The sequence below is a fragment of the Oligoflexus tunisiensis genome, from assembly GCF_001748245.1.
Taxonomy (GTDB): Bacteria; Bdellovibrionota_B; Oligoflexia; order Oligoflexales; family Oligoflexaceae; genus Oligoflexus; species Oligoflexus tunisiensis.
The window spans coordinates 5,388,417-5,413,846 of sequence record NZ_BDFO01000001.1; the positions used below are offsets into that span (position 1 = coordinate 5,388,417).

21 protein-coding genes are annotated in these 25,430 nt (G+C 54.9%); 9 read left to right on the forward strand and 12 right to left on the reverse strand.

The annotated features are described in order from the left end of the window. The first annotated feature begins 10 nt into the window (after positions 1-10). From OLTU_RS22220 to OLTU_RS22230, 3 genes are read left to right on the forward strand one after another with little or no spacing between them, the layout of a single operon-like run. Positions 11-802, forward strand: coding sequence for an ABC transporter permease (locus tag OLTU_RS22220; RefSeq protein ID WP_141734944.1), 792 nt, complete (start codon positions 11-13; stop codon positions 800-802). 31 nt (positions 803-833) lie between these two features. Continuing rightward, a complete protein-coding gene (gene corA / locus OLTU_RS22225) occupies positions 834-1,988 on the forward strand; it encodes a magnesium/cobalt transporter CorA (RefSeq protein ID WP_176736854.1) in 1,155 nt (384 codons plus the stop codon). Beyond that, complete coding sequence (locus tag OLTU_RS22230) at positions 1,975-2,520, forward strand: histidine phosphatase family protein (protein WP_141734946.1); 546 nt, start codon at positions 1,975-1,977, stop codon at positions 2,518-2,520. Before corA ends, OLTU_RS22230 begins: the two co-directional genes overlap by 14 nt. Here OLTU_RS22230 and OLTU_RS22235 read toward each other — a convergent pair. Further along, the gene (locus tag OLTU_RS22235; RefSeq protein ID WP_141734947.1) at positions 2,517-3,302 is read right to left on the reverse strand and encodes a PilZ domain-containing protein; all 786 of its coding nucleotides are present in this window, start codon (positions 3,300-3,302) and stop codon (positions 2,517-2,519) included. The two genes, OLTU_RS22230 and OLTU_RS22235, sit on opposite strands and share 4 nt — an antisense overlap. Positions 3,303-3,485: 183 nt before the next feature. After that, positions 3,486-3,848: an Hpt domain-containing protein gene (locus OLTU_RS22240; protein ID WP_141734948.1), complete on the reverse strand. Its 363-nt coding sequence runs from the start codon at positions 3,846-3,848 to the stop codon at positions 3,486-3,488. A 192-nt stretch (positions 3,849-4,040) separates the two neighbouring features. On the opposite strand from OLTU_RS22240, the gene OLTU_RS22245 reads away from it, so the two are divergent. Beyond that, the gene (locus OLTU_RS22245; protein ID WP_141734949.1) at positions 4,041-5,051 is read left to right on the forward strand and encodes an ATP-binding protein; all 1,011 of its coding nucleotides are present in this window, start codon (positions 4,041-4,043) and stop codon (positions 5,049-5,051) included. A 15-nt stretch (positions 5,052-5,066) separates the two neighbouring features. Here the strand turns inward: OLTU_RS22245 and OLTU_RS22250 are convergent, their stop codons facing one another. Next, on the reverse strand, positions 5,067-7,847 hold the full coding sequence (locus tag OLTU_RS22250) for a 7TM diverse intracellular signaling domain-containing protein (RefSeq protein WP_141734950.1): 2,781 nt from the start codon (positions 7,845-7,847) through the stop codon (positions 5,067-5,069). A 241-nt stretch (positions 7,848-8,088) separates the two neighbouring features. On the opposite strand from OLTU_RS22250, the gene OLTU_RS22255 reads away from it, so the two are divergent. Beyond that, the gene (locus tag OLTU_RS22255) at positions 8,089-8,964 is read left to right on the forward strand and encodes a polyprenyl synthetase family protein (protein ID WP_176736855.1); all 876 of its coding nucleotides are present in this window, start codon (positions 8,089-8,091) and stop codon (positions 8,962-8,964) included. 36 nt (positions 8,965-9,000) lie between these two features. Here the strand turns inward: OLTU_RS22255 and OLTU_RS22260 are convergent, their stop codons facing one another. Both OLTU_RS22260 and OLTU_RS22265 read right to left on the reverse strand, forming a co-directional pair. Continuing rightward, positions 9,001-10,257, reverse strand: a complete 1,257-nt coding sequence (locus OLTU_RS22260) for a hypothetical protein (RefSeq protein WP_141734952.1) — start codon at positions 10,255-10,257, stop codon at positions 9,001-9,003. 149 nt (positions 10,258-10,406) lie between these two features. After that, entirely contained in the window at positions 10,407-11,258 is an 852-nt protein-coding gene (locus tag OLTU_RS22265) for a lysophospholipid acyltransferase family protein (protein ID WP_176736856.1), read from the reverse strand. Positions 11,259-11,410: 152 nt separating this feature from the next. On the opposite strand from OLTU_RS22265, the gene uvrA reads away from it, so the two are divergent. Then, a complete protein-coding gene (uvrA, locus tag OLTU_RS22270; RefSeq protein WP_141734954.1) occupies positions 11,411-14,290 on the forward strand; it encodes an excinuclease ABC subunit UvrA in 2,880 nt (959 codons plus the stop codon). 79 nt (positions 14,291-14,369) lie between these two features. On the opposite strand, the gene OLTU_RS22275 is transcribed toward uvrA, so the two are convergent. Further along, the gene (locus OLTU_RS22275) at positions 14,370-15,428 is read right to left on the reverse strand and encodes a hypothetical protein (protein ID WP_141734955.1); all 1,059 of its coding nucleotides are present in this window, start codon (positions 15,426-15,428) and stop codon (positions 14,370-14,372) included. A 103-nt stretch (positions 15,429-15,531) separates the two neighbouring features. Between OLTU_RS22275 and OLTU_RS22280 the strand changes: the two genes are divergently transcribed. After that, complete coding sequence (locus OLTU_RS22280) at positions 15,532-16,437, forward strand: hypothetical protein (RefSeq protein ID WP_218110193.1); 906 nt, start codon at positions 15,532-15,534, stop codon at positions 16,435-16,437. Positions 16,438-16,495: 58 nt separating this feature from the next. On the opposite strand, the gene glpX is transcribed toward OLTU_RS22280, so the two are convergent. From glpX to OLTU_RS22295, 3 genes are all read right to left on the reverse strand, one after another. Next, positions 16,496-17,452, reverse strand: coding sequence for a class II fructose-bisphosphatase (gene glpX / locus OLTU_RS22285; protein ID WP_141734957.1), 957 nt, complete (start codon positions 17,450-17,452; stop codon positions 16,496-16,498). 148 nt (positions 17,453-17,600) lie between these two features. Further along, on the reverse strand, positions 17,601-18,311 hold the full coding sequence (locus OLTU_RS22290; RefSeq protein ID WP_141734958.1) for a hypothetical protein: 711 nt from the start codon (positions 18,309-18,311) through the stop codon (positions 17,601-17,603). 141 nt (positions 18,312-18,452) lie between these two features. Continuing rightward, entirely contained in the window at positions 18,453-19,112 is a 660-nt protein-coding gene (locus OLTU_RS22295; protein WP_141734959.1) for an NAD(P)H-binding protein, read from the reverse strand. Between the two features lie 68 nt (positions 19,113-19,180). On the opposite strand from OLTU_RS22295, the gene OLTU_RS22300 reads away from it, so the two are divergent. Continuing rightward, positions 19,181-20,446 carry an NAD(P)/FAD-dependent oxidoreductase gene (locus OLTU_RS22300; protein ID WP_141734960.1) on the forward strand — a complete coding sequence of 422 codons (1,266 nt, stop codon included), beginning with the start codon at positions 19,181-19,183 and terminating at the stop codon, positions 20,444-20,446. Positions 20,447-20,566: 120 nt separating this feature from the next. Here OLTU_RS22300 and OLTU_RS22305 read toward each other — a convergent pair whose 3' ends face one another. Further along, positions 20,567-21,793 (reverse strand): lactonase family protein, encoded by a 1,227-nt coding sequence (locus OLTU_RS22305; protein ID WP_176736857.1) that lies wholly within the window; start codon positions 21,791-21,793, stop codon positions 20,567-20,569. Positions 21,794-21,980: 187 nt separating this feature from the next. Then, positions 21,981-23,561: a sigma-54 interaction domain-containing protein gene (locus OLTU_RS22310; protein ID WP_218110194.1), complete on the reverse strand. Its 1,581-nt coding sequence runs from the start codon at positions 23,559-23,561 to the stop codon at positions 21,981-21,983. A 423-nt stretch (positions 23,562-23,984) separates the two neighbouring features. Here OLTU_RS22310 and OLTU_RS22315 point away from each other — a divergent pair, with 423 nt between their 5' ends. Next, positions 23,985-25,196, forward strand: a complete 1,212-nt coding sequence (locus OLTU_RS22315) for a zinc metalloprotease (RefSeq protein ID WP_141734962.1) — start codon at positions 23,985-23,987, stop codon at positions 25,194-25,196. Here OLTU_RS22315 and OLTU_RS22320 read toward each other — a convergent pair whose 3' ends face one another. Continuing rightward, complete coding sequence (locus OLTU_RS22320; RefSeq protein WP_218110195.1) at positions 25,197-25,382, reverse strand: DUF7219 family protein; 186 nt, start codon at positions 25,380-25,382, stop codon at positions 25,197-25,199. Positions 25,383-25,430 lie beyond the last annotated feature (48 nt).

Below are 25,430 nucleotides of genomic sequence, written 5' to 3' on the forward strand. Positions count from 1 at the left end.
GGAGCGGTTCATGATCTGGCGCTATGTTCGCATCTATCTCAACTTTCTGCGCTTTGCCGCCTCCCGGGCGCTGCAGTTTCGGGCCGAGCTCCTCTTCCGGGTGGTCATGGATATCATTTTTTACAGCGTCTTTCTCGGCTTCTATGAAATCCTGTATAGCCACACGGAAACCATCGGCGTTTGGAATCGATCCCAGGCCATGATCTTTATCAGCGGCTTTCTGCTGGTCGACGCCCTGCAGATGACTTTTTTTGCTGATATGTATCACGCCTTCCAGCAGCTCTACCGCCAGGGTTCATTGGACCACTATCTGACCAAACCCATCTCCTCCTGGTTCTTCGTCGGCTTCCGCTCTATCAACTTCGGTTCCCTTATCAATGTGGGTGTGGCCTTGTCCATCCTTGCCTGGGCCTTTCATCAGTATCCCGAGCCTATTTCCTGGCAGGCCTATGGGGTGTATGGGCTCATGATACTCGCCGCGAGCTTTCTCTACTTCCTGGTGATCTTTGCCCTGCTCATGAGCGTATTCTGGACGGAAAGCACCGACGGTCCTCTCTCCATTTATTTTGAGGGCGTGAACTTCGCGACCCGACCGCACCATATTTTTCATGGCGTGATCAAAGGCGTACTGCTGAGCGTGGTGCCCTTTTCGGTTTTTGCCTCGATCCCGGCCCAGGCGCTCTTTGATGATGTCGGCTGGGGTTCCGTTCTGCATATGATGGCTGTGGTGGCAGGATTTCTTTTGCTGAATCGTTGGCTCTGGCAGCGGGGCTTGCGCCGCTACGCCTCGGCCCAGGGTTGAGTGAATGGGCATGATAAGGAGACACGCATCCGTGGTGAATAAACTGCTGACCAGACGTCGCATTCGTTACAACATCTTTCACCGTCCCCCGCCCGGCAGCAGCCCCGGAACGGTGATCGAGCCGATCGATCCGACACCGACCCGCCTGGCGCTCATGGCCTATGATCAGGAAAAGCTCGAGGCGCGGAACCTGGATGAAGTGCCGGGTCTTGCGGACCTGGTGAAGAAGCATAAGGTCTCCTGGATCAGCGTCATCGGGCTCGGCAATATTCCGCTTTTACAAAAACTCTGCCAGGAGCTCGGCATTCACCGCCTGACGGTTGAGGACATCATCAACCAGTATCAGCGCCCCAAGGTGGAATACTTCGACACCTACAGTTTTATTACGGTGCATATTCCGCGTCTGGATGCCCGCAATGAAAGCGAACATGTGAGCATCATCATCGGCCAGGGTTTTGTGGTCAGCTTTCAAAACTCACCGATCGATTATATGGAATCCATCCGCAATCGCATTCAGAAGAAGGTGGGGCAGATTCGTCACAAGGGCTGCGATTATCTTTGCTATGCGATCATCGATGCCGTGATCGATCTGTACTTCCCCATCGCCGAGTTCTTCGCCCACAAGCTGGAACTGGCCGAGGAGGAGATCGTGCACGCGCTCAAGCCGGCGGCCATTCTGGAAATCTATGACATCGGCTCCCGCCTGAATTATTTTCATCGCATCCTTTGGAGTCATAAGGAGCTTTTAACCCAGCTCATCCGCGATCCGGAATCCCCGATCACCGAGGAAGTCACGGTTTATATGCGGGACTGTTTTGATCATACGATCCAGATCCTCGACTTTCTGGAAAACCAGAAGGACAGCTCCAAGACCCTGATCAGTTTGCATCTCTCCCTGCAGACGCATCACTCCAACGAGGTCATGAAATTTCTGACCATCATCACCGCGACCTTCATTCCCATGACCTTTATCACCGGGCTCTACGGCATGAACTTCAATCGTGAATCCCGCTGGAACATGCCGGAACTCGATTGGTTCTACGGCTATCCTTTCGCCCTGGGCCTCATGGCCCTCTCCGCCGGATCCCTTCTGCTATACTTTTATCGACGCCGTTGGTTTGCCTTGTCGGTGGCCACCCGTCGTGATTTGGAAAACGGACAGCGAGGTCCTGATGAAAAAGCTTAAGAAACGCCTGGTGGCTCTGCGCCACACTCCAGTGGCTGTAAGGCCTGGTCTTTGTTATGGGCAAATCGATGTGCCTTTGGCCGCGAGTTACCTGGACGATCTGCGTGGGGTTCAGGAAACCCTGCCGGGTGTTCCCTACGACCGTATTATCAGCAGTCCCCTGCAACGCTGCTTTCAGCTGGCCACCGATTTGAAACTCGGGGACGTGCACAAGGATGCGCGACTTTTGGAATTGTCGTTCGGTCACTGGGAAGGGCAATTCTGGGCCGATATCCCTCGTGTGATCAGTGAATACTGGACCGAGGATGTCGTGCATCGCGCTCCACCGGCGGGGGAATCCTTTCTGCAGATCATCGAGCGGGTCCAGACCTTTCTTGCCGATCCGGAACTGTGGGCGGCCGGTGATCACCTTCTTCTGGTCACGCACGCTGGTGTTATCCGGGCCCTCCAGCACCTCCTCACCGGCGCTGACTATGCGAGCTGTCTCAGTTTGCCTATCCGTTTTGGTGAACATCGGGTGTGGGAACTTTAGATGGTTTTGTTGCTGGGACGGAAGAGCTTGGTGAGTCCACTCTGGATCAAGGCGTCCAGGCGATCGGTACGTCCCACCTGCCTGAGACCCAGCATGATGCAAAGGACGTGAACCAGGATCTCGCGCTTGTCGCGGGATTTCAGCTCGCGTTTCGGCATGCAGGAGACGCTGATCCCACGCGACGTGAAGATCGCCACATCCTGCCTGAGGCCGTTGAGATAGAAAACATGGGCCTCGACAACTTCGCTTTGTCCGTCGAGGTGCAGATGCACTTCAATGGCTCCATTGAGCCCGCCATAGGAATGCCAGGCCGGATTCTGATAGATATCGCCGACTCGACCCTTCGGCAGGGACTTCAAGAGGATACCGGCGTCCATAAAGTAGAGAAAGCGCGTGAGGAACTGCTCATCCAGGCTTTGTATGCGTTCAAAGCTCAAACCCGCCATGCCTTTGTCCAGCGCCACAACCCTTACGGGCAATTTATAGGACGAACCCATGATGGCAATGCCGGCATGCACCAGCTGACCACTCTTGTAAAGCGGCGCCAGGAACTCCAGATTTTCCCCGCGCACGCGCAGACCACCGTAGCTGATATTCAAGATGCGGAATGTTCGATCCCCGATCGTGACAAAGGCCAGTTCATAGGAGGACACATCATGGCGATGATACTTGCGGCGATAATTCGGGCTGGCTTTGGCATAGATATCACCGAGCTTGGGCCGGAATAGGTTCCGTGCCACCGCATGGCGAAGTTTTTGTAAAATATTTCGTCGAAACGCCATCCCTGCCTGCCCAAACGAGACCGCGATTCAGGAAACTCCCTGTCCGTGAATCGAAAAAGGCCAGTTCAGAAGACTCTCTCTCCATGAACCGGGAGATGCCGATTCAAAAGGCTGCCCTCATGAATCGAAAATTCCCCGTTTGTTCTTCGGCAGATCCGGTCCAGGACTTGGGGGCGCTGGGAATCAAGGGATTGATTTCAAGGCGTTACACGTATCGGCGAACACATCCGGCAGCTCAGCGATGAGGACATGGGTGTCATCACGAGTGGCATTCGCGGCGCATAACTGCTCCAGGTGTCTCAGCTTTTGCGCCATCTGCGTCGCGCCCACGTTGAGGCAGCTGCCTTTCAGCCGATGCGCGACGCGCCGGACGCTTTCATTATCGTCGCTCTCCGAAGCTGCATACAGCTCTTCCAACGAAGCTTTTCCATGTTGCTCAAAAATCTCAATAACTTGCTGAAGAAATGCACCTGACTTGGCATAAACGCGCAAGCCTTCCAAAACGGAAGAATCGAGAACTTTCGGTTGAGTTGGTTCCTGCATCATGAGTGCCTTCTCCGCAGCGAAATTGCGTTCTTCTGGGTATAAAATTTTGGTCTAAATTTCAAGCTCTTATCGTGGCCCTGGCGCGATTGATCTCAGGTTCCCGCTGCTTCCTGCCGAGCTTACAGAGGCCATTTCTTTGTCGGCAAGGCTCGTGGAATATCCACGGCCCTATGGATCGAAGGATTGCTATCCATGCAGAACAACAAGATTCTTTTCTTTGACCCTCAGCGCAAGAATCGCCGTGATGCTCTGCGCATCCTGACGGCAACCGGTTGCGACGTCATTGCTCCGGAATCGTTTAAAAAGCTTGAAGAAGCGGTACTGGAGCATCAGGTCAACACCTACGCGCTCGATATGGAAGGTCATCAGCATCTCATCAATCGCGGCATCGAGCTGGCGACCATCCCGACCATTGTCATGTCGCAGTCGCCGCTGACGGAAATTTATCCTTATTTAGCCGATCTTCGCCATTTCACCAATTTCATCGCCAAAGGTCCGAAAAACGCTCTGAATAATAGCGACCTGCTGGGTACCATCGCAAAGATCATGCAAAACGATATATTTGGTCTGAAAAAATACCTCGCGTGGGGTGCGCATACCTGGACCTTTCACATCCGTGATGCGTCCACCCGTCGCGAATATGTGGAATTCCTGAAGGAGTATGGCCGCAGCATGGGCCTGCGCAGCGCCATTATCAAGCATATGGAAGTCGTGGCGGAAGAGCTGCTGATGAACGCAATCTTTGATGCCCCAGTCGACCGGCGCGGCAACCGTTTGCATAATCACAAGAACCGCACCGAGTCGGTGGTGTTGCCCGTGACCGAGGCCGCCCGCCTGGAATTCGGCAGTGATGGCCGGCGCATAGCCATTTCCGTCACGGATCAGTTTGGTTCCATCACGCGCGATCTCGTGCTGAAGTGCCTGATCCGCTGTTTCTCCATCAAGGACACACCCGAGTTCGATGAGGACAGTGGTGGGGCCGGTTTGGGTTTATTCTTCTGCTATAAACATGTCGATAGTCTGATCATCAATGTCGATCCCTTGAAGCGCACGGAGTTCATCGGCCTTATCGACATTGAACAGAGCGTCAAGGAAAGCAAGCTCGACTCGGCGCATACCGCTTTACATTTCTTCAATACCGATAACTATTCCCCGCTGTTCCTGCAAACCGGTCCGCGCAATCACCGCAAGAAGACCGCCTGAGACTCCGTCAGGGCTTCAGGAGGCCACCAGATGCACGTTGCGCTGGACGATCTTCTTCTGCACTGGCAATCGAATTCTCAGATGGAACTTCCGGTAACCCTCCTGCCGGCCAGGACCATCCAGGACCACTTCCACGTTTCCGCCCAGGAGCTTCACGAAGGCCCGGACGGCCTCCATGCCCACGCCGCGTCCGGAAATTTCCGTCACAACCTGCGCGCTTGAAATGCCCGGTACAAAGATAGTATGAGCGATCTCATCCTCGCTGGCTTCCAGGGTGATGAGGTTTCTGTCGAGAGCCTTGCGTTGCAGCACAGGCAGGTTCAAGCCCCGCCCGTTGTCGGCATAGATGATCTCTGTATAGGACTCCTCGTGCTGGATGCTCAGCGTGATCTCACCCTGATCCTCCGGGGCAAAACCGTGATCCAGACTATTGCGGAAGGCATGGACAAAGATATCCTCCAGCATTTCCGTTTGATCGGGCTCCACATAAAAGTCGATGCCATGGATCAGGACCGTTGGGGTCTGCTTGCCCAGCTGCTGAGCCAGCGGCTTCAGCGAGCTGATGATCGGCTGCAGCGCCTTATGAAAGCTGTTCACGTTCAGCTGATCGAGGCGCCCCAGGATATCCGTGAATTCGCGCTGCAGGTAGGCGCTCATCTGGTCCTTGTGGGCCACGACCAGAGTCGAGAGACGAACCAGCGCCGCTTCGAAATCTGCAAAGGCCGCCCGCTTGAGCTTCTCATCATGGATCATCACATAGAAATTCAGCAGCTCTTCGATATCCTTCAACCCTTTGATCGAGAACTCGCGTTCCACCGGGCCCAGCTTCTGGCGATCAAAACTGAAGAGTCCATTTTCCACCTCATGCACCATCTTCGACATTTCATCGAGTCCATAGGTTCGGGCATTGCCCTTGATGGTGTGGGCGTTGCGCAGGATCATATACCAGTGGTCCTTCAGATCCGTCCGCGCGAGGATCTTGTAGCAATCCTGCAAAAGATGCCGGGTGGACTGAACAAAGCGTTTGAACTTGGAGGCCGGCAGATCCAGGATGCGGCCCATGACTTCCAACTCGCGCTGCCGGGCTGCGGCCATGGCCTCGGCTTTTTTGATCTCCGTCACATCCCGGATGGCGGTCAGCACCTTCTGCACCCGGTTCTCGGCATCCTCAATCGGTGCCCACTCCATTTCCAGGTCACGCCGGCTGTTGCCTTGAACCAGCTGAATGTGTCGGGGCAGGAGATGCGAATTGATATCAAAATTAACAGTGTCCTCGGCCATGCACGATTGCAGCACCGAATGGAGCATCTGAACTTTTTCCGCGGGCTGATCGGACTTCGCAAAGATCAGTTCGAAGAGCGAACGACCTTCCAGTCCTTTCTGCTCCAGAATCTGTTCCATATAGCTCGAGTATTCCTTGTGAATGATGCCGTCGCCATCCACGGTACAGATCCCCTGCTGGATATTGTGAAGCATGACGCTCATATCCTTGGTCTGCTGCCAGAGTTCCTCGGTGCGTTCCTTCACCAGACCTTCGAGCTGGGAATTCATCAGCTCGGTCACACGACGGGCTTCCACCTGAGCCTGCAGCGCGACTTTCTGCGCCTTGCGAATCTTTTTGTTGATCTCGTTGATCTTGTCGGCCGCACCCACCGAAAGGAGCACGACCAGACAGGAGGCGGAGATTTCCACACAGTGAGTTGTCCAGAAGGTCACAGGAACCACCCCGAGCTTCTGAAAGCCATAGATCATCGCTCCCATCATGAGCGACACCCAGGCCAGCAGATAAAAGCGGGCAGGCTTGTAACCTTTGATCAGCATGAATAAACTGGTCCCGAAGATCAGCAGGATGGTCAGCATCCCCGAAACCACATAGCCCTTGATCGCAATGTAGGGCAGGATAAAACTTCCGAGACACTCAGACCCCAGGATCAAGATAAAGACATAAAAGGTCAGCTGCAGACGCTTATAATTGCGCACAGGCAGAAAGCTATAGGCATTCAGGAGCGCCGTGAAGAAAACAAAGGGCACGGCAAACGCCACCGATGCGTTCGACCACCAGATGAAGTCGGTCCACAGATATTCGATGGCCAATCCGTTCATGGCCATATGAAAAAGGAGGAGCGAAAACAGAAAGGCGCTCAGGTAGAAGTTTTCCATGCTGCGGGCGCCGATCGTCATCAGCAGATAGTAGGCGATCATCACGGCCAGCAGCCCCACGAACATGCCCTGAAAATACTGGCTTTCGTGGTCCGCTTTCAGGATCTCCCGGAGTGTTTTGAAATAGAGGACGAACTGGGAGGCTCCATCGGTTTGCGCACGCACGTAGATTTCCATGGGCTGATCCGCCCGGACGGGCATATCAAAATAAAAGAAGCGATTCTTCAGATCACGCGTGGCAAACTCGCGGCGGTCTCCTGATTGCTTATGCTGCCAGTTTCCATCCGCATCCTGATAATAAATATCGATCTGATCCACCAGGGCATATTCGAGCGCCAGAAACCAGGGTTCCTGCTGATTCTCCGTGCCGATGACCTTCAGATGAAACCAGTAGGCGCGACCCGTGAAGCCGTAGTTGGGAACCTCCTGGACCTCCGCTTTGAAACGGCCCCTTTTAAAATACCGCTGGGCCTTTTCAAAAGACATCCGTCGGCTCTTGTCCTCATAAACGTCGGCATAGGGGCCGACCGTATAACGGCCCTCGACGGCGTCCAGAATCAGCAGACGCTCCTCCGCATTGCCCAGGCCCGACAGGACCAAAGCAACCAGACAGAGCAGCCTCAAGACTCTATGCATCCGACTCCCCTTGAAAATCCTCAGGCTTCTGGTCGGAATTCCAAAAGGAAAACTTTATCTCAAGCATTCTCAAGACTTGAATTATTCGGTAAAGAATAGGACGTAAAGGAATTCAAGGACTTGGCCCCCAGATTTTGACGTCATTTTGGGGGCATCGGCCGGAACCCTGCCTGCAATAAGGCGGCGCACTGGACAAGGGCCCCTGGCTTTTGATCTAATGCCTGGATCGCGGAGGTTGGTTATGGTGAGTTTCATCGAGTTGTCCCCTTGGCTGCAGCGCTTCGAAGCCGCGTGGCGCGACGTGCAGGATCGGCTTTACAACGAACCCACAAGGCTGCATGCGGCCTGTCGTTACGCTTTGGCCGGTCAGGGCAAACGCATTCGTCCACTCCTGGCCATGGCCGCTGCGGAAGCTGTGGGTTCAGCCTGGGACAAGGCTCTGCCGGCTGCGATGGCTTTGGAATTTGTGCACACCTATAGCCTCGTGCATGATGATTTGCCCTGCATGGATGATGATGATATGCGCCGCGGACGTGCGACCACGCACAAGGTTTTTGATGAGGCCACGGCGCTGCTGGTGGGCGATGCGCTGCTGACCGATTCCTTTCAAATCCTCCTGCAATCCACGCATCTGACAGCAGCCGCCCAGGTGGAGCTTGTCCGGGCTTTGAGTGAAGCGGCGGGAGGCCGCGGCATGGTTTACGGCCAGGATCTGGATATGCACTGGACGGGACGCTCCGGCTTTACCGCCCAGGATCTCGACGCCATTCATTCGAATAAGACGGGCGCCTTGATAGCTGCGGCCTGTGCCATGGGAGCCATAGCCGGTGAAGCCTCCGCTGACGGAGTGGAGCGCCTCAGGATCTTCGGCTCACGCCTGGGCCTCGCCTTTCAAATTATCGATGATCTTTTGGATAACAGTGCGGCCACTGGGAAATCACAGGGCAAGGATGCGCATTCGGGAAAGCTGACCTATCTGACGATTATGTCACACGCAGAGGCGAGCGCCCGCGCGGAGCGTTTGACAACCGAAGCCCTTCAGGACCTCCTGCCCTTTGGCGAAAAGGGCAAGGCCCTGCATGGTCTGGCGGTTCAGTTGCTGCAGAGGACCCGCTGACGGGCCTGGGTTACAGTCAGCGTCCCCCACACGATCTCATTGAAACGCCAGAGACGACGCGATCTCACCGAACCAGCTGACCGGCGCAAAATACAAAGGACATGTGCTGTGTCGGAAAGGTTTCGTAGCATCGGGGCTATCCATAATCACTTTGGTCACGGGAGCATTGGGAGCCAGGGCCGTGATCGCGCCATATGCATAATCCGTGGCCTGGACCGGCACCGCTTCATCATCGCGACAGTGATAAAAACGCGTCTGCGTTTTCGGAACCCAGCCATCCTTGAAAAGCCCATTTTCCGCGAGCAATCGCCGCAGCGTCTGAGCCTCCGGAGTGGTGGGCTGCTCCAGAATGAAATCGGCGATGAATTCCGGTTTCAGAAGAGTCGAAGGCGCCGACGGCAAACTCTGCAGGGCCTCAGTATAGATCTTGCTGCCGTTCAAGGTCTGCTTCACGTCATCCGGATTGATCGCAAAGATCTTGCTTAAATCAAGCTCCGGCGCCAGATACTGCGCATAGGATAGCGTCAGGAGCGAGAAACTCACGGGATTCATCTGCGGCAAAGCCAGGCTCTGCATCATACCCTGTTCCAGTTCATAAGGACCCGCGCCCCCGGCGGAGGCCGCCAGTTGGAATTCATCCTCATGCTGGGTTTCAATGGCCTTTTGCAAAGCCATGGTCGCATAAGCGCCCTCGGAATAGCCACGCAGGAAGAGAGGACCCACCTTGAGGCCATTCGCTTCCACAAAAGTCTTCGATGCACGCAGCATCTCGATCAGAGCTTTCGGATAAGCATTCTTGAAGAGAAAAGGATGCAGGATTCCGGTTGTGCCACCAAAACCCACCTGATCGGCGACCACGGTGATAAAACCCTGGGAAGCCTCGAAGATCCCTTCCTCCGGTTTGTTGCTGGGAGCCTGCGCCTCACCTGTGATGGTCATGCGCTGCAAACTGATCCAGGGAAAGACCGGCAAACGAATGGTCGGTACAACCACGATGCCGGTGGCTTTCACCACATTGTTCTTCATATCCGTGGTTCGATAGTAAAGACGATAAATGTCCACGCCCGTACGAGCCTTCGCACCGGTGGCAGCAAACTTTTGATCCAGCTGCTCCTTCGGAACGGTGGCCAGCTTCACCGCCATGATAAACGGCGACGGCACACTCCCTTCCTGTTGGACGTCAGCATTGGGACCTTTCTCCTCCACGGTTTGATCAGCCACGGGCTGCTGGCAGGCGCAAAGCCCACTGAGCATGGCAAAGCTCATCAAAAACCTTTTGGGCCAGGTTTTCATTTGCGACTCCTTCTTGGTGCATAGGAGACTCATCGGTTTTCCTGGCTCTCGCCTTAATAAATGGCCTTTCCTCCTGGAAACTCAATAACTTATATCCATCATTTGGGGTAATGTGATTTTGACATTTGCATTAGCCGTTCTTAACGATGTTATTTCCAGCGGTTGTGGAACCAAAAATAATGTTCGGGATATTGCCGCACTATATTCTCCACCACTTCGCTGAACATCTGCGAATTCTGCAGAATGTCACCCGACACATTGCCCCTCTGGTGCACCATCGTCAGCTCCGGTTCGCAGGTCACCACATGCCGCCCGAAACTTACGCGATGAATATGGACGGGAACGATGGGCGCAGGCATGCGGCGCCAGATGGCGGCAAAGCTGGTATTGGTTTTCGCGGGGTGACCAAAGAAAGGAAGCCGCGGTTCTCCCGGGCGCGCCTGGTCGATGATGAAGCCCACGATGTCCTTGCGTTGCAGGACCTCGCGAATGCCACGGAAGCCGTCGCCTTTCTTATCCCGCTTGATCCAGTTCAATCCGTTGCGGGTTCGCAGCTCCTCGACGAAGCGATTCATGCCGGCGGAACCGATGGGCTTCATCACGGCATACACGGGCACGAATTCCTGCGAAACCTTGGCTGCCATGGCCTCCCAGTTGCCCATATGAAAGCAGAGGACATACACGCCCTGCCCTTTGGCGAGCGCGGCGTAAAGATGCTCGCTGCCGCGCAGTTCGATATTTTGCGCCAAAGGATAGGCAGGTGAACTGAGAGTTTCGAGCAGGGTTTGCACAAAGTTGAAGACCGCCGCACGGGCTATCGTCTCTTTTTCTGCGACGGTCCGGGTCGTGCCAAAGGCGCGCTCAAGATTCTGGAGCATCAGCTGACGCCTGAGGCGCAGGAGGTCAAAGACTATAAAAGTGAGCGTTGCGGCCAGTCGCTCCAGAGATTTTGGCGACAGAAGGCCGAGCGTTCGGGAAAGCAGTTGCATCAGATAATACATGTCAAGGGGTCTCCCAAAGGCAGGCAGAACAAGTGGGCCATAGCTGCCATGAATTAGCGCCCCCGCCCCGGAAAGTCCAACGAAAACCTGCTGGATTTTTTGTTTGTACAAAAGTATGGTTAACCCCGTATTTCGCATAAAGGATGCTTCACATGACCTCTGCTCAGCCTCACTTTGCCGCATCTGCTGCACTTGAAAGCGATGAACTCGTTGTCCGTGGCGCGGAAGAGCACAATCTCAAACACGTTTCCGTCAGCGTCCCTAAAAAGAAACTGGTGGTTTTTACAGGCGTCTCCGGCTCCGGGAAATCAAGCCTGGCCTTTGACACCATCTTTGCCGAAGGGCAAAGGCGCTATGTTGAATCCTTGTCCTCCTATGCCAGGCAGTTCCTGGGCCAGATGGACAAACCGAAATATGAATCCATTCGTGGCCTCGCGCCCACCATCTCGATCGAACAGAAATCGGCCAGCAAGAACCCGCGTTCCACGGTCGGCACCATTACGGAAGTTTATGACTATCTGCGCGTGCTCTATGCCCGCGTTGGGATTCAGCACTGCTATAAATGCGGCAAAAAAGTGGGACGGGGTGATGCCGCCAGCATGGTTCAGCAGATTCAGGAGATGCCGGAAGGCACCAAAATTCTGATTCTGGCGCCGCTGGTGGAGCATCGCAAAGGCACCCATAAGGAAGTGCTCGAAGTTCTGCAATCCCAGGGCTATGAACGCGTGCGGGTGAACGGATCGGTGGTCAGCATCACCGATGTGCAGGACCTGGCCAAACACAAAAAACACAGCATCGAGGCCGTGGTCGATCGTCTGATCGTCAAAGCGGGTTCGAGTTTTCGGCAAAGGCTCACCGACTCGGTGGAGCAGGCCTTGAAACGCGGCCAGGGCAAAATCATTGTCCATCCCGAAAACGGCTCCGACCTCCGCATGAGCGAGGAACGCAGCTGCTGCGGGATCGCCTATCCGGAACTCGATCCGCCGCTCTTTTCCTTTAATGCGCCGGCCGGTATGTGTCTGACCTGCAATGGACTCGGCACCGTGGTGGCCATGGATCCGGACAAGGTCATTCCCGATCCTTCGCTGTCCATTCGCGAGGGCGCGATCGTGCCCTGGGCCTCCTATTTCAAAAATGGTGACAGCAAGGAAGGCGGCTGGAGCAAGGAGCGTTTCAATGCCATGCGCAAACAGTGGGGCATTGATTTTGACAAGCCCTGGTCGAAACTTGGCAAAAAGCAGCAGAATCTGATTCTTTACGGTGAGCCGGGCAAGTCCCTTTCCGTGAAATGGAAGGGCGCCCGCAGTGAAGGCACCTGGGAGACGGAATATGAAGGCATCCTGAAGAGCATGATGCGGCGCTATCTCTCCACGCAGTCGGAAGGCATGAAGGAGTGGTACGGCAAATTCATGTCCTCGCAGGCCTGTGAAAGCTGTGAAGGACGCCGCCTCAAACCGGAAGTTCTGTCCGTGCTGGTGCAGGGCAAATCGATCATTGAGCTTTGCCAGATGTCGATCGAGGACTGCCGCGCGTTTATGAAAGATCTGCAGCTCGGCGAGAATCAAAAGATGATCGCCAAGGAGCTGCTTAAGGAAATTCAGGCCCGCCTCAGCTTTCTGGTGAACGTGGGCCTGGGTTATCTGAGCCTCGATCGCAAGGGTCCGACCTTGTCCGGGGGTGAAGCCCAGCGCATCCGCCTTGCGTCGCAGATCGGTTCGGAACTGACCGGGGTTCTTTACATCCTCGATGAGCCATCGATCGGTTTGCACCAGCGTGACAATCAAAAACTTCTGAGCACGCTCATGCATCTGCGCGATCTCGGGAACTCCTTGATCGTGGTCGAGCATGATCAGGAGACGATTGAAGCGGCCGACTGGATCGTCGACTTCGGTCCCGGTGCTGGCACCGAAGGCGGGCATATCGTGGCCAGCGGGCCTTTGAAATCCATCCTGAAGGAGAGCCGGTCCTTGACCGGTCAGTACCTCAGCGGCAAGCGCAAAATCGAAATCCCGACCCAGAGGCGACCGCGGGATGACAAGCGTTGCATCCTCATTGAAGGGGCGCAGGAAAACAATCTGCAGAATATCGATGTCAGCATTCCGGTGGGTCTTCTCACCGCCGTCACCGGCGTGTCCGGGGCGGGCAAGTCCACGCTGATCAATCATATTCTGTATCCCGCGCTGGCCAAAAAACTTCATGATGCCGACGTGGAAGTCGGTCGCCATAAGAAAATTCGTGGCCTCGAGCATATCGACAAGGTCATCAATATCGACCAGAAGCCGATCGGTCGGACGCCGCGCAGCAATCCGGCGACCTATACCAAGGTTTTTGATCTGATCCGTGATTTTTATGCGATGCTTCCGGAATCGCAGATGCGTGGCTATACCAAGGGCCGTTTTTCCTTCAACGTGAAGGGGGGCCGGTGCGAGCCGTGCCAGGGCGATGGTTTCATCAAGGTCGAGATGCACTTTCTCGCCGACGTGTTCGTGCCCTGTGAAGCGTGCAAGGGTTCACGTTTCAATGCGACGACCTGTGAAATCCTTTATAAGGGCCATTCGATTGCGGATATCCTGAAGCTATCCGTGCGGGAGGCTCGGGATGTCTTTGCCAAGCATCCGAAGATCGTGCAGGTGCTCGATACGCTGATTGAAGTGGGGCTGTCCTATATCTCCCTGGGTCAATCGGCAACGACACTCTCAGGCGGCGAGGCCCAGCGCATCAAGCTGGCTCGCGAACTGGCCAAGCGGGATACCGGACGGACCCTTTATGTACTGGATGAACCGACAACCGGTCTGCACTTCCAGGACATCGCGCATCTTTTGGACGTGATCCAGCGCCTGGTGAACGCGGGCAACAGCGTGGTCGTGATCGAACACAACCTCGATGTCATCAAATGCGCCGACTGGGTGATTGATATCGGACCGGAGGGCGGCAAGGCCGGCGGTCAGCTGGTCGCCCAGGGGACACCGGAAGAAGTGGCCCGCGTCAAGGCCTCGCATACGGGGCGTTTTTTGAAGGATATATTGGGTTGAATTAAGGTCGGATTGTGGGGGCATGCCCCCACCGTCCATGTCATCTCAAAGACCGATCGCGAAGCCCTACTCTGTCATCTCAAAGACCGATCGCAAGAGTGGTTTTCCGCGTATCCCCATTCAACCCGGCCAGCGACCACAGCCGCTGCGCATGAACCGGACGGCCCAGACCATCCAACGCTTCCGCATGCCTTTGCAATATTTCTGCAGCCGGCATTTTCGGAACTGTCGGTAGCAGCCCACAGATAAAATCGCTGAAGCCATCATCCAAACGACTCCAGAAGACCTGCGCCAGATCCTTGCTGACATGCAGCTTGAACAGGGCTGCCAGAACCATGGCTTCATCCGGCCGATACATGGTCCAATGCGCCAGGCTTAAAGCCCCCTGGGGCGTCAGGGCCACGATATTCACCAGATTCTGAACCTGCGCCGGCGTCAGCTGGGGCAGCAGGGCCTGGGCATGAAAAGGCAGATCCAGATAACGCTGGAGGAAATCGTAGCGCTCGTGTTCCAGGGACAGACGCAACACATCCTGGCTGGCATCCAGGCGGCTCAGGACGGTCAGAGCGCTTTCCACCAGACCGGCTTTCAGATAACACTCGCCCGCCTTCCGATAAAAATGGAAATCCTTTTCGGCCATCCTTTCCAGGCAGCGGGCCGCCTGTTCGTACTTGCCGTCCTTCAGGAAAAATTCACTGGCCTTCAAATATTGTCCGTTGCGTTCATACACAACCGCCGCGCGATAAGGAACACCCATTCGTAAAAGAATGGCGCAGGCTTCCTCAATCAGGCCGTGGGACTCCAGAAGATCGATGGCCTTGCGTTGGAAATTGATCGACTCAAAAAGTTTGGCGGCATCCTGAAACTGCTGCAGCTCGATGAGTTCCTTGGCACGCAGATAGATTTTCTTCTGCTGACTGTTCAGCTGTGCAAAAAGGTCGGTTTTCCTTACGGCCACCGGAGCAGCCTTGGGCTTGCGCAGTTCCCCGACTTTTTTCTGGACCTTGGTGCTATGGGTTGCCTGCCAGAAGAAAACCACAATCGAACGCAGGAAGATGTAGACAATAATCCCCGCCAGGATCGTGGCAGGGAGCAGGAATTTGGCCAGAACTCCCAGATCGAGTATAGGTATTTTCACAGATCCATTCACCTCATGATTGCTTTTTCATGGCGAGACCATTACTTTTTTGTTTTCTTTTTTCCAAAAAAGGGATCTGATGATGAAATTCTCCGCCAAATGCATGCTCCTCTCTGTCTCCGCCGTATCCATTCCGGCTTTTGCTCAGGAAGAAGGAGCAGGATTCGAAAATTTTCTTTTGTCCAGCCCTTCCATTGTATCACCTTCTCAGCATTATCAGGTGACGGCGGGCCGTTTTGAGGCTCTGGCCGGGCTTCTGAGCGGGTCGTACGAGGTCAAACCAGGAGGAACGGAAATCGACCTCGAGGGTCAGTCCCTTGCGGCCGCCTATCACCAGGCTCTTGGACAAATGGTTCTGGGTGCTGATATTCACTATGACACTTCAAAACAGGAAGGGGGCGGCTTCGATCTTGAAGGTTCTGAAACAGCGATTCGCCCGAGCCTGGCCTTTGCGATCAGCCCCATTTTCAGCCTCGGTGCCAGCATCAATATCTTCAGCGGCGAAGATGACTATCCCACCGGATCGGAATCCTACAATTATAACACCTTTACAGTAGGTGGAACTTTGCATCAGGGCCCATGGGAAGCCTCCCTCGCCTTATCAACAGCCAATGAGGACGATGACAAGTCGAGCGCCAACGCACCTCAGACGATCATCGTGCATGGTCGTTACAAAGTGTTACCTGTCCTGGCTCTTGGTTTGCGCTATGATCAAGCGGACTATCCGGGCATCGAGCAGCCCACACAAACACTGGAAACAGAAACCAGCTACAGCCTGATTCTGGAATCCGCCGTCAGCGACAACTCCCGTGTGGAAGTGGCTTTCCGCTCCTTTTCGAACAGTAGCGGCATCGATGGATCCGACCTGACCCAAATCTTCCTGAGCGGTGGCTTCGACCTGGCTCCCAACATGGAACTGGGTGCCCAACTTCAGTTCGTGAGTGGTGAGTCCGATACCAGCGAGTCCAGTATTACCGGCTACGCCCTGACTTTCGCCATGATCAACTGATCCGGTAAAAATAAAAAAGCCCCCGGATCATTCCAGGGGCTTTTTTCTTCTCGAGAGCTTACCAACCGTAATTCGGCTTCGTCGCAAAATGATGACGGCTCGTGATCTCACGAATTGTCCCGGTCTGTGAGCGCATCACGATCGAATGCGTCGTAGCCCCGTACGGAGTATACCGCACGCCACGCAGATAGGAACCATTCGTCACACCCGTGGCAATAAACATCACATGACCGCGGGCCAGATCATCCATACCGTACACACGATTTTCATCGGTAATACCCATGGCGCGCGCCCGCTTGCGTTCGTCGTCCTTGCGGAATTGCAGAACGCCTTGAATTTCTCCACCCAGGCAACGCAGGGCCGCGGCTGCAATCACGCCTTCCGGAGCGCCACCGATACCCATCAGCACATCGACACCGGTCCCGGAATCGGCCGTGGCAATCGCCGCGGAAACGTCACCGTCACCGATCAAACGAATACAGGCACCGGCCTGGCGAACTTCACCGATGAGTTCCTGATGCCGGGGACGGTCGAGGATAATCACAGTCAGATCTTCGACTTTTTTATGCAGAGCCTTGGCGATACGCTGCAGGTTCCACGTGGGTGTTTCATTGATATCGATAACACCCCGGGCCCCAGGACCAACGGCCAGCTTCTTCATGTAAGTGTCAGGGGCATGCAGAAAGTTGCCATGCTCGGCGGCCGCAATTACGGCCAAGGCTTCGCTGCCACCTTTGGCGGTAATGGAGGTGCCTTCCAGAGGATCACAGGCGATATCAATCATGGGACCGCCCTTGCCAACCTTTTCCCCGATAAAGAGCATGGGCGCCTCGTCGCGCTCGCCTTCACCGATCACAATTGTTGCGTCAATATGCATGGAGTCAAAAGCGCGTCGCATGGATTCCACAGCAGCATGATCCGCTGCATTTTCGTCGCCACGTCCCACCCAGCGGGCTGCAGACAGGGCTGCCGCTTCGGTCACACGCACAAATTCCAATGCCAAGTTACGATCCATAGCCCGTTTCCCTTCTTAAAGACCTACAGAAATGTGAACTCCAGACACTCTTCCTAGCTGATCTGCCGCTAGGAGTCAAATACCAGGACCCGGACCGAGGGGCTTCACCCAGGGCGCGCATCACGCTTTGGTGGTTTTATAATAGGGATTATTCGCCCAGAAGGCGGCTGATCAGGAGGGCGCGATCCTTGCGTAAATCACGCTGTTCCTGCAGGCTGAGGCTTCCACTTTGATCGGCATCATAGCGGCCGAGAACCAGCTCCCAGGAGTGAATCAGGAGGCGTCTCTGCTCCTGCGCCGTCAGACGATCGAGGTCTTCCTGGATCATGGGGCCGATTGCGTGCAAAAATTCAGCACACTCATCGATCTGGATCAGCTCATCAGCACCGGCCACACGCAAAAAGAAAGCCTGATCAAAGGCGTGAGAAATCTTATCGGCGTCACGGCCCAGGAGCGCGGGATCAATTTTCAATCCAATGAATTCCTGTTCCGTCAGCTGTCCATCACGATCCAGATCGCCGTAAGCATAAAGGGATTGCGTCATCAACTGCAGACGCGCCTCGGTGAAATTGGCCTGAAAATCAAATGCGGAAACCGACCCCGCCGGCACCATCGGACCGAAGCCGCTGTCCAGCGTGGGACTGCCATAATCCCTGGAATACCGAAACACCTGATCCAGGTACCAGGCTGCAAAAAAAGCCTCATCCGGTCCGACCACGCCTTCGGATGCATCACCCTGCGTGCCCCTGGGCTCTTGATGCGTCACGGCTTCATCCTGAGCCTTGGGTGGCACCTGGCAGGCCGCCAGCACCACAAAGCTCAACACGACTGAACCGAGGCAACGATTCCGTATGACCATGGACTGAGACTCCTATGTCTGCAATCTTTATCGGAGGGTTCGCACGGTAACCTGATGCGGTCCCGCTCTGGACACGTTTCTCAAGATAAATCAAGCCACTGCCTGTTCCAGCGGCGGCCCATTTTTCATTCTTTCCGGCCATCAGAATTGGGCAATTTTCGCGTGTATATCCCGGTTTTCCAAAATTCGCGTGCCCTTTTTTTCCGCCAGCGCCTCCTGCACCATCACCCGCGCCACAGCCTTGGCCGCAATCGGTTTCCAGGTTTGCAAAAAGCGCGGATAAACCGGTTCCAGGAAACGCCAGGCGCCGATGGACAGGCGCTCCAGCGGCCTTTTTTCCTCGCGCTCCCCGAGCAGGAGCGAAGGACGATAGAACACAAGTGTTTCAAAACCAAACTTCTTAAGATCCTCTTCCATGCGCCCTTTGGTGCGCAGATAAAAGTTCTTGGACCGCGGGTCAGCCCCCAGGGATGACACCACATGAAACTGCTTCACCCCCCGGGCTCGGATCGCCTGCGCAAAGCGGATCGGCAGGTGCCAGTCGATCTCTTCAAAAGCCGACTGCGATCCGGCTTTTTTAATGGTCGTTCCCAAACAGCAGAACGCCACATCCGCGTTCATATCCTTCAGGAGTGGCTCCAGATCGTTCATGGGCCCGATCCGCTCGCTCCATTTTTTAACCTGAGGCGTCTGAGCCCGGCGGCCAATGCTGGTCAGCTGCGTGCATCCTGGTTCGGCCAAAAGCTCCTGGATCACCCAACCCCCAACCAGTCCTGTTGCTCCCACTATCACGGCTTGCATGGTTCACCTCGCTGTAGCCTCATTTGGCGATCCAGTATACAATAAGCTGGATGACCAGGGGAGAAATTATGACAAAGCACGTGATTATCGTCGGTGCTGGCTTTGCCGGATTGAATGCAGCCAAAAAACTGGGACGCACGAAAGATATTCGCGTCACCCTTATCGATAAACGCAATCATCATCTCTTCCAGCCCCTGCTCTATCAGGTTTCCACCGCCGCGCTCAGCCCGGCGGATATCGCCGTGCCCATCCGGGCCGTGCTCGCCAGGGATCAGAATACCAGCGTTCTCCTGGGACATGTCGATCGCGTGGATCTTGCAGCCAAAAAATTGTTTATGGAAGACCAGGTCTTCTCCTACGACTATCTGATTTTGGCCTGCGGTGCCAAACACAGCTATTTCGGCAAAAACGAATGGGAAGGGGATGCCCCTGGCCTCAAGACTTTGGAACAGGCCACTGAAATCCGGCGGCGCATTCTGCTCGCGTTTGAAATGGCAGAACAGGAAAAGGATGTTGAAAAGCAAAAGAAACTGCAGACCTTCATCATCGTCGGTGGCGGCCCCACCGGAGTGGAGATGGCCGGTTCGATTGCCGAAATCAGTCGCCACACCTTTGCGCAGGATTTCAAAAACTTCAACCCGGCCCGCACCCGCGTGATCCTGATCGAGACCGGAGCACGGATCCTCTCCGGCTTTGCCCCGAGTCTTTCGGAAAAAGCCACCGAGGATCTGGAGCGTCTCGGCGTTCATGTCTGGACCAATTCACGCGTGACCAATATCACGGCGGATGGCGTTTATATCGGCAACGAATTCGTCGCCGCTTCCACCGTGATCTGGGCTGCGGGCGTGGCGCCGACCGGAGTGAATCAAACTCTGGGTGTGGCTCTGGATAGCGGCGGGCGCGTGATCGTGGAAAACGACTGCAGCCTGAAGGATTACCCCGAGGTTTTCGTGCTCGGGGATCAGGCGCACTTCCCGGGACCGGATGGCAAACCCCTGCCCGGCCTCGCCCCGGTGGCCAGTCAGCAGGGCAAGTATGTGGCCCGGGTCATCAAAGCTCGTTTAAAAGGGGCCGCCATCGAACCCTTCCGTTACCTTGATAAAGGCGCAATGGCCACCATCGGGCGTAACAAGGCGATTGCGGAAATGGGCCCGATCAAGCTCACCGGCATCATCGCCTGGCTCGCCTGGCTTGTCGTGCACATTTATTACTTGATTGGTTTCAAAAACCGTCTGCTGGTCTTCATGCAGTGGGCCTGGTCGTATCTCACGTATAAAAAAGGCGCGCGCCTGATCCTGAACAAGGAATGGCGCACGCATACGGCTCCGAAATAGCGACGATTTGCCTGGCGCACGCAGACCGCTCCGAAATAGCGACGATTTGCCTGGCGCACGCAGACCGCTCCGAAATAGCGACTATTTCCTTGACGCACGCAGACCGCTCCGAAATAGCGACTATTTCCTTGGCGCACGCAGACCGTTCGCCGTGGTTTTATAACGGTTCAGATCAATCACCTCCACATACTGCGCTCCTGCGAAAGGCGTCGGCTGACCGCGAAGGGTCAAGGCACCGGTCTCCGGATTGAGTTCGAGGACGGTGACATTTCCCGAATTCTGATTGGCCGCCAGGATCCACTTCCCATTCGGCACTATCGAAAAATGCCGCGGCGTGGTTCCGCCAGTCAGGGTCGCATTTTTAAAAGTCAAAGTTCCATCCGCATTGACGGTCAGCAGCGCGATCGTATCATCCCCACGGTTGGAAGCATAAACATAGGACCCGGACGGATGCACCTGCACCTCGGCTCCGGTGTTGCCGCCACCTCCCACCGGGCGGGTGAGCAGCTCGGTGCCGAGCAGTTTCAGCTGCTGTGTGCCAGCGTCCAGACTCACCGCCTGGATCGTGCTGCTCACTTCCTTCAGGACATAGGCCCAGGGGCTGGTCGGATGAAAGGCCATATGCCGTGGACCACCGGTGAGCAGATTCAAGGTCGGTGGGGTTTGCGCAACCAGCTGGCCGGTCTGCGCGTTCAGAGTATATTGGGCGATATAATTGGACCCGAGACAGGGAACATAGACGGCCGTCCCCGAGGGCGCGCTCAGAATCTGATGCGCATTCTGCCCCGCGATGGTGCTGGCCAGCGCTGGCCCAAGCCGGCCATCGGTTTGAATGGCGAAGGTGTTGACTTCACCCGTTCCATAGTTGGCGGTCATCACGTACTTGCCGCTGCGATCCACACTCACATGTGTGGGCCCGCCGCCGTTGGCCAAAATTTCATTGAGTTTGGTCAGATCACCCGTCTCGGGGTTGATGGAAAAGGACATGACAGCCCCGGCTCCGCTTTCATTCACGACATAAACCCAGGGCGAGCTGGGATGAAAGGCCATGAAACTCGTGACCGTTCCCGCCAAAGGAACGTTTTTCACGGTCTGCAGGGTTCCGGCCGGAACCTCAAATTTATAAATACCAATCTGGCCGCTGCTGCCCCCTACATAAGCATAGTAACGTGGCGGCGTGGGAGTCGGCGTGTTGGGATTCGCGGTGCCGCCATCATCCGGTTTCGGTTTCGTATCGGTATCCGAAGTCACCGGAGGGGCATCAGGATTCAATGATGGCGCCGGCGCATCACGGGTATCACTGGAATTTTTTTGACAGGATGTGCTTCCCAGCATGAGCAAACTCAAAGCCCACCTCCTGAAATGAACGGTCATCATCGGTCCTCCTCTTTAAGGGATGATCATGGCACAGAATGGAGTTTCAGGGAATCGTCGCGAGGGAGGAAAATGGCAGGGAATACGGGCACGGGAGAGTTACCAGGCGGTGGCATCGTTCTGTTTGACCAGAAGGGAATGCCACCGCGCTGAAAAAAACTTAAGAATTCGGTTTGCGGAACTTGCGAGGATCGAGGTTATATTTTTTGGCTCGCAGGCCCATTACACGTTCAGTCAGGCCCAATTCACGAGCCGCTTTAGCCATATTGCCTTTGCTGGCCTTCAGCGAATCCAGGATCAATTCACGTTCCATCGACTCAAGGGTCGTCTTCAGGTTGTTGCCAGTTTCAACGCCCGTGCTTTCGGCGATTTGAAGACTGGGGGGAAGGTGATGTCCACGGATGACGCCTTCATTGCTCAGCAGAACGGCGCGTTCCATACAGTTTTCAAGTTCACGAACATTTCCAGGCCAATGATAGCTGGTGAGCATGTCGATGGCTGGGGTCGAGATACGACGGATGTTTTTGTTATGCACCTTGCGGTACTTTTCAATGAAGAAATCGGTGAGAGGCATGATATCCGTCTTGCGCTCGCGCAGGGCCGGGACATGCAAGGGGAACACATTCAAGCGATAGTAAAGATCCTGGCGGAATTGCCCACGTTCGATCATCTCCTCCAGATTACGGTTGGTGGCCGCGATCACCCGCACATCCGCTTTGATGGTCGAGACGCCACCGAGACGTTCAAATTCCCTCTGCTGCAGAACGCGCAGGAGTTTGATCTGCGTGGTCAGGGACAGATCACCAATTTCATCCAGGAAAATGGTGCCGCTGTTCGCGAGTTCAAAGCGACCTTTCTTCTGGGTGTGCGCGCCGGTGAAAGCACCGCGTTCATGCCCGAAGAGTTCACTTTCCAGTAGCGTTTCCGGCAGCGCTGCGCAGTTCACCTTGATAAAGGGTTTGCCGCGCCGCACGCTGTTGCGATGCAGAGCGTCCGCAATCAACTCTTTGCCCACTCCGCTTTCACCGAGGATAAGCACGGTGGTATCGGTGTCGGCAACCTGCTGCATCAATTCGAAGACGCCCAGCATGGCTTTCGAATTGCCGATGATCGGGGAACGATCGAATTTCACCTTGTCCTGGGTCGGAACCACAGGCTGGGGTGAGGCGGCATCGTGCTGTTGATCGGGATAGAAGCGGTTGATCATGCCCGACTGGGCAATCATGGAGGTGAGGACGGAAAGGAAGGACTGTTCAGTCTTGGGTTCGAAGCTACCGTAGCAAACTTTCACAGCGGTCAGAGTTCCCATTTTCCTTTCGTTGAATTTGATGGGATGACTCAGAACATAAAGCTGGACACCGCGTTCGACTTCGAAGGTGCTGTGGAATCGGGAGCCTTCGAAGTTGGGGACTGGAACCATTTTCGGTCGCCAGTTTCGAAGCACATCCTGATTCGCCATCTGAATCGCTTCTTCCACCTGGGGATCGATCGGCTTCTCACCACCGGGTGCCCGGATTTCCTTTCCAATGTCGATCACACCATCCAGGAAGTTGATACGACCAAGAACAAGATCGCAGTGCCTTTCGAGCGAACCCAGAATTTCCCTGAGTCCATCCACAAACCCTGCACTCTTCTCGAGGTTGACTGCCGCCATGCGCAGGACATCGAGTTGTCGTTCCCGGCGAATGCGATCTTCTGAGTGCTGAAGCAAGATCGACGCCGCCTGACTTCGGGGATTCATCCTACCCTCCCTTTGCTTGCAAAAAGTTTCAGCTTTTTGACAGTACGCGAGCTTTGAAAGATCTTCACATCCGTATGTGTTAGGCCGGTTATATCCCGATTTTTATCTGTGAACACTTTCTTTATGTAAAAAAATGACGAAGAGAGCCAGTTTAAAAGCTACGGATATGTACAAAATCAGGCCTGAGCGCACATTGAGAACACTCATTTACGTCAAAAAGCCACAATTTGATGCAGTTCTGTAGGAAATTTGTAGAAAAATTTCACCTTCGTCGCTGGGCCCGAACACCAGGCCTTCCAACATTTCTGTAGGGTGACCCCTCCCAGTTGAATTTTTTTGAAAATACTCTCAACTTTCCGGTGATTCCGCCGTAAAGCCCTCTGTTGTGATATTTGGAAAAGTTCCACCCTAGGATTTTTGCTGATGTCCAAGCGACTCATGACCGCGCCCTCGGGCACCAATCCCTTTATTATTCAAGGTTTGCAGGCTCGCTGGGGTTTGCTCATCCTTCTCGTCCTCAGTCTTCCTTTCGCGACGGCCTGTGGTCGATCGTCCAAAAAGGGCAAGAATACGGCGGTCCCTGATCGCTACTTTGTTCTGGGCGATCCCATGGTTATGCTCGACGGCACCCTCCCCGATAAGGAGAGTTTCGTCACCACGGCCACACTCGGGGATTTCAGCGACTACACGCTCGCTGGGTTCACCGTGTTCCAACCGAAAGTGGACGTTACCACCATCGACCGCGTGGACAGTCAGGAGGAATTGGAGGATCAGAACAGCACCGATGATGGGCAGCTGGACAATGAACTGAGTCTCTACAGCTTTCAGCGCGAAGGCGACAAACTCTTATATAAAGCCCAAGGCGAAGGCTTTAATGACTATCCGGTTTTGGAATTTGTGGAGGTCAATGGACGTTGGGATATCACCGCCGTGAGTGGTGATCCCGTCGTTGCCGAACACTATAGTCTATCCGCAGACAAACGGGTGTTCAGTATTCTGATCAGCGATACGGATGAGCTGGGGAATTACCTGGGCGGCATGACCTTCACGCGCTTCGATGACGACCAGAAGCCCGTGCCCCAACTCGATAACAGCTATCAGTATCTCGGGGGCAAGGGCCTCGCGATTCCCTGGGAAGGCCCGGTGAAAGTTTCCATCTGTGGTGATCTCAGTGCCGAGGACCAGGAGACCTTCAACCGCTCCATCACCGACTGGAGCGTGGCCATGGGTGACCCGACGGGCACCATGGGCGGACTCAGCTATGAAGTGGAATTCGTTAAGAATGGCAAGCCGTGGACGGATGTGAATCAGCACTGCATCAATCTGGTGAAAAGCTATCGGTTGGAAACCCAGGAGGATACGGCGGTGTTCGGCGTCACGATGCCGGTCGTGGATTTTCAGAACTTCAGGATCGTCGACAGCCAGATCTTCATTTTCCACGATGCCCTGAGCCGGTTCCGGGAGGCCTATCTGCTCACGGCTGTTCATGAGATGGGCCACTTCTGGGGCCTCGGTCATGAATTCAGCCGCGACATCCGTGGAGAGACTCTGCATCCCTCGATTATGGGTTATGAAGGAATCAACAGCATCACGGACTGGGATAAAGCCGCAATCCTGGCGCTTTATCCGCGCTGATCAATCACCACTCTTGTCGTCTTCCAGATCCTTATCCTTGGGATAAAGAGCCTTCTTGGCTTTTTTCAATTCCTTCCATCTGGCTTTAATCTGCTTGTAAGCTTCCTGTGGCGTGATCTTGCCGCCAGCTTCCAAGGCACAGACGATGCCGACATCGCTGGCGAAATGCTGCAAACTTTCCTCCATGATGGAGTCCTTTGCATCCTGCTTTCCATCTTTATGCACCACGTTTAT

What these genes read in the sequence shown, in the direction of transcription:
- OLTU_RS22220 (WP_141734944.1), top strand. Translation starts at nt 11, where the DNA reads ATGATCTGGCGCTATGTTCGCATCTATCTCAACTTTCTGCGCTTTGCC.
- OLTU_RS22230 (WP_141734946.1), top strand. Translation starts at nt 1,975, where the DNA reads ATGAAAAAGCTTAAGAAACGCCTGGTGGCTCTGCGCCACACTCCAGTG.
- OLTU_RS22235 (WP_141734947.1), bottom strand. Translation starts at nt 3,302, where the DNA reads ATGGCGTTTCGACGAAATATTTTACAAAAACTTCGCCATGCGGTGGCA.
- OLTU_RS22240 (WP_141734948.1), bottom strand. Translation starts at nt 3,848, where the DNA reads ATGATGCAGGAACCAACTCAACCGAAAGTTCTCGATTCTTCCGTTTTG.
- OLTU_RS22245 (WP_141734949.1), top strand. Translation starts at nt 4,041, where the DNA reads ATGCAGAACAACAAGATTCTTTTCTTTGACCCTCAGCGCAAGAATCGC.
- OLTU_RS22250 (WP_141734950.1), bottom strand. Translation starts at nt 7,847, where the DNA reads ATGCATAGAGTCTTGAGGCTGCTCTGTCTGGTTGCTTTGGTCCTGTCG.
- OLTU_RS22255 (WP_176736855.1), top strand. Translation starts at nt 8,089, where the DNA reads ATGGTGAGTTTCATCGAGTTGTCCCCTTGGCTGCAGCGCTTCGAAGCC.
- OLTU_RS22260 (WP_141734952.1), bottom strand. Translation starts at nt 10,257, where the DNA reads ATGAAAACCTGGCCCAAAAGGTTTTTGATGAGCTTTGCCATGCTCAGT.
- OLTU_RS22265 (WP_176736856.1), bottom strand. Translation starts at nt 11,258, where the DNA reads ATGTATTATCTGATGCAACTGCTTTCCCGAACGCTCGGCCTTCTGTCG.
- uvrA (WP_141734954.1), top strand. Translation starts at nt 11,411, where the DNA reads ATGACCTCTGCTCAGCCTCACTTTGCCGCATCTGCTGCACTTGAAAGC.
- OLTU_RS22280 (WP_218110193.1), top strand. Translation starts at nt 15,532, where the DNA reads ATGCTCCTCTCTGTCTCCGCCGTATCCATTCCGGCTTTTGCTCAGGAA.
- glpX (WP_141734957.1), bottom strand. Translation starts at nt 17,452, where the DNA reads ATGGATCGTAACTTGGCATTGGAATTTGTGCGTGTGACCGAAGCGGCA.
- OLTU_RS22290 (WP_141734958.1), bottom strand. Translation starts at nt 18,311, where the DNA reads ATGGTCATACGGAATCGTTGCCTCGGTTCAGTCGTGTTGAGCTTTGTG.
- OLTU_RS22295 (WP_141734959.1), bottom strand. Translation starts at nt 19,112, where the DNA reads ATGCAAGCCGTGATAGTGGGAGCAACAGGACTGGTTGGGGGTTGGGTG.
- OLTU_RS22300 (WP_141734960.1), top strand. Translation starts at nt 19,181, where the DNA reads ATGACAAAGCACGTGATTATCGTCGGTGCTGGCTTTGCCGGATTGAAT.
- OLTU_RS22310 (WP_218110194.1), bottom strand. Translation starts at nt 23,561, where the DNA reads ATGAATCCCCGAAGTCAGGCGGCGTCGATCTTGCTTCAGCACTCAGAA.
- OLTU_RS22315 (WP_141734962.1), top strand. Translation starts at nt 23,985, where the DNA reads ATGTCCAAGCGACTCATGACCGCGCCCTCGGGCACCAATCCCTTTATT.
- OLTU_RS22320 (WP_218110195.1), bottom strand. Translation starts at nt 25,382, where the DNA reads ATGGAGGAAAGTTTGCAGCATTTCGCCAGCGATGTCGGCATCGTCTGT.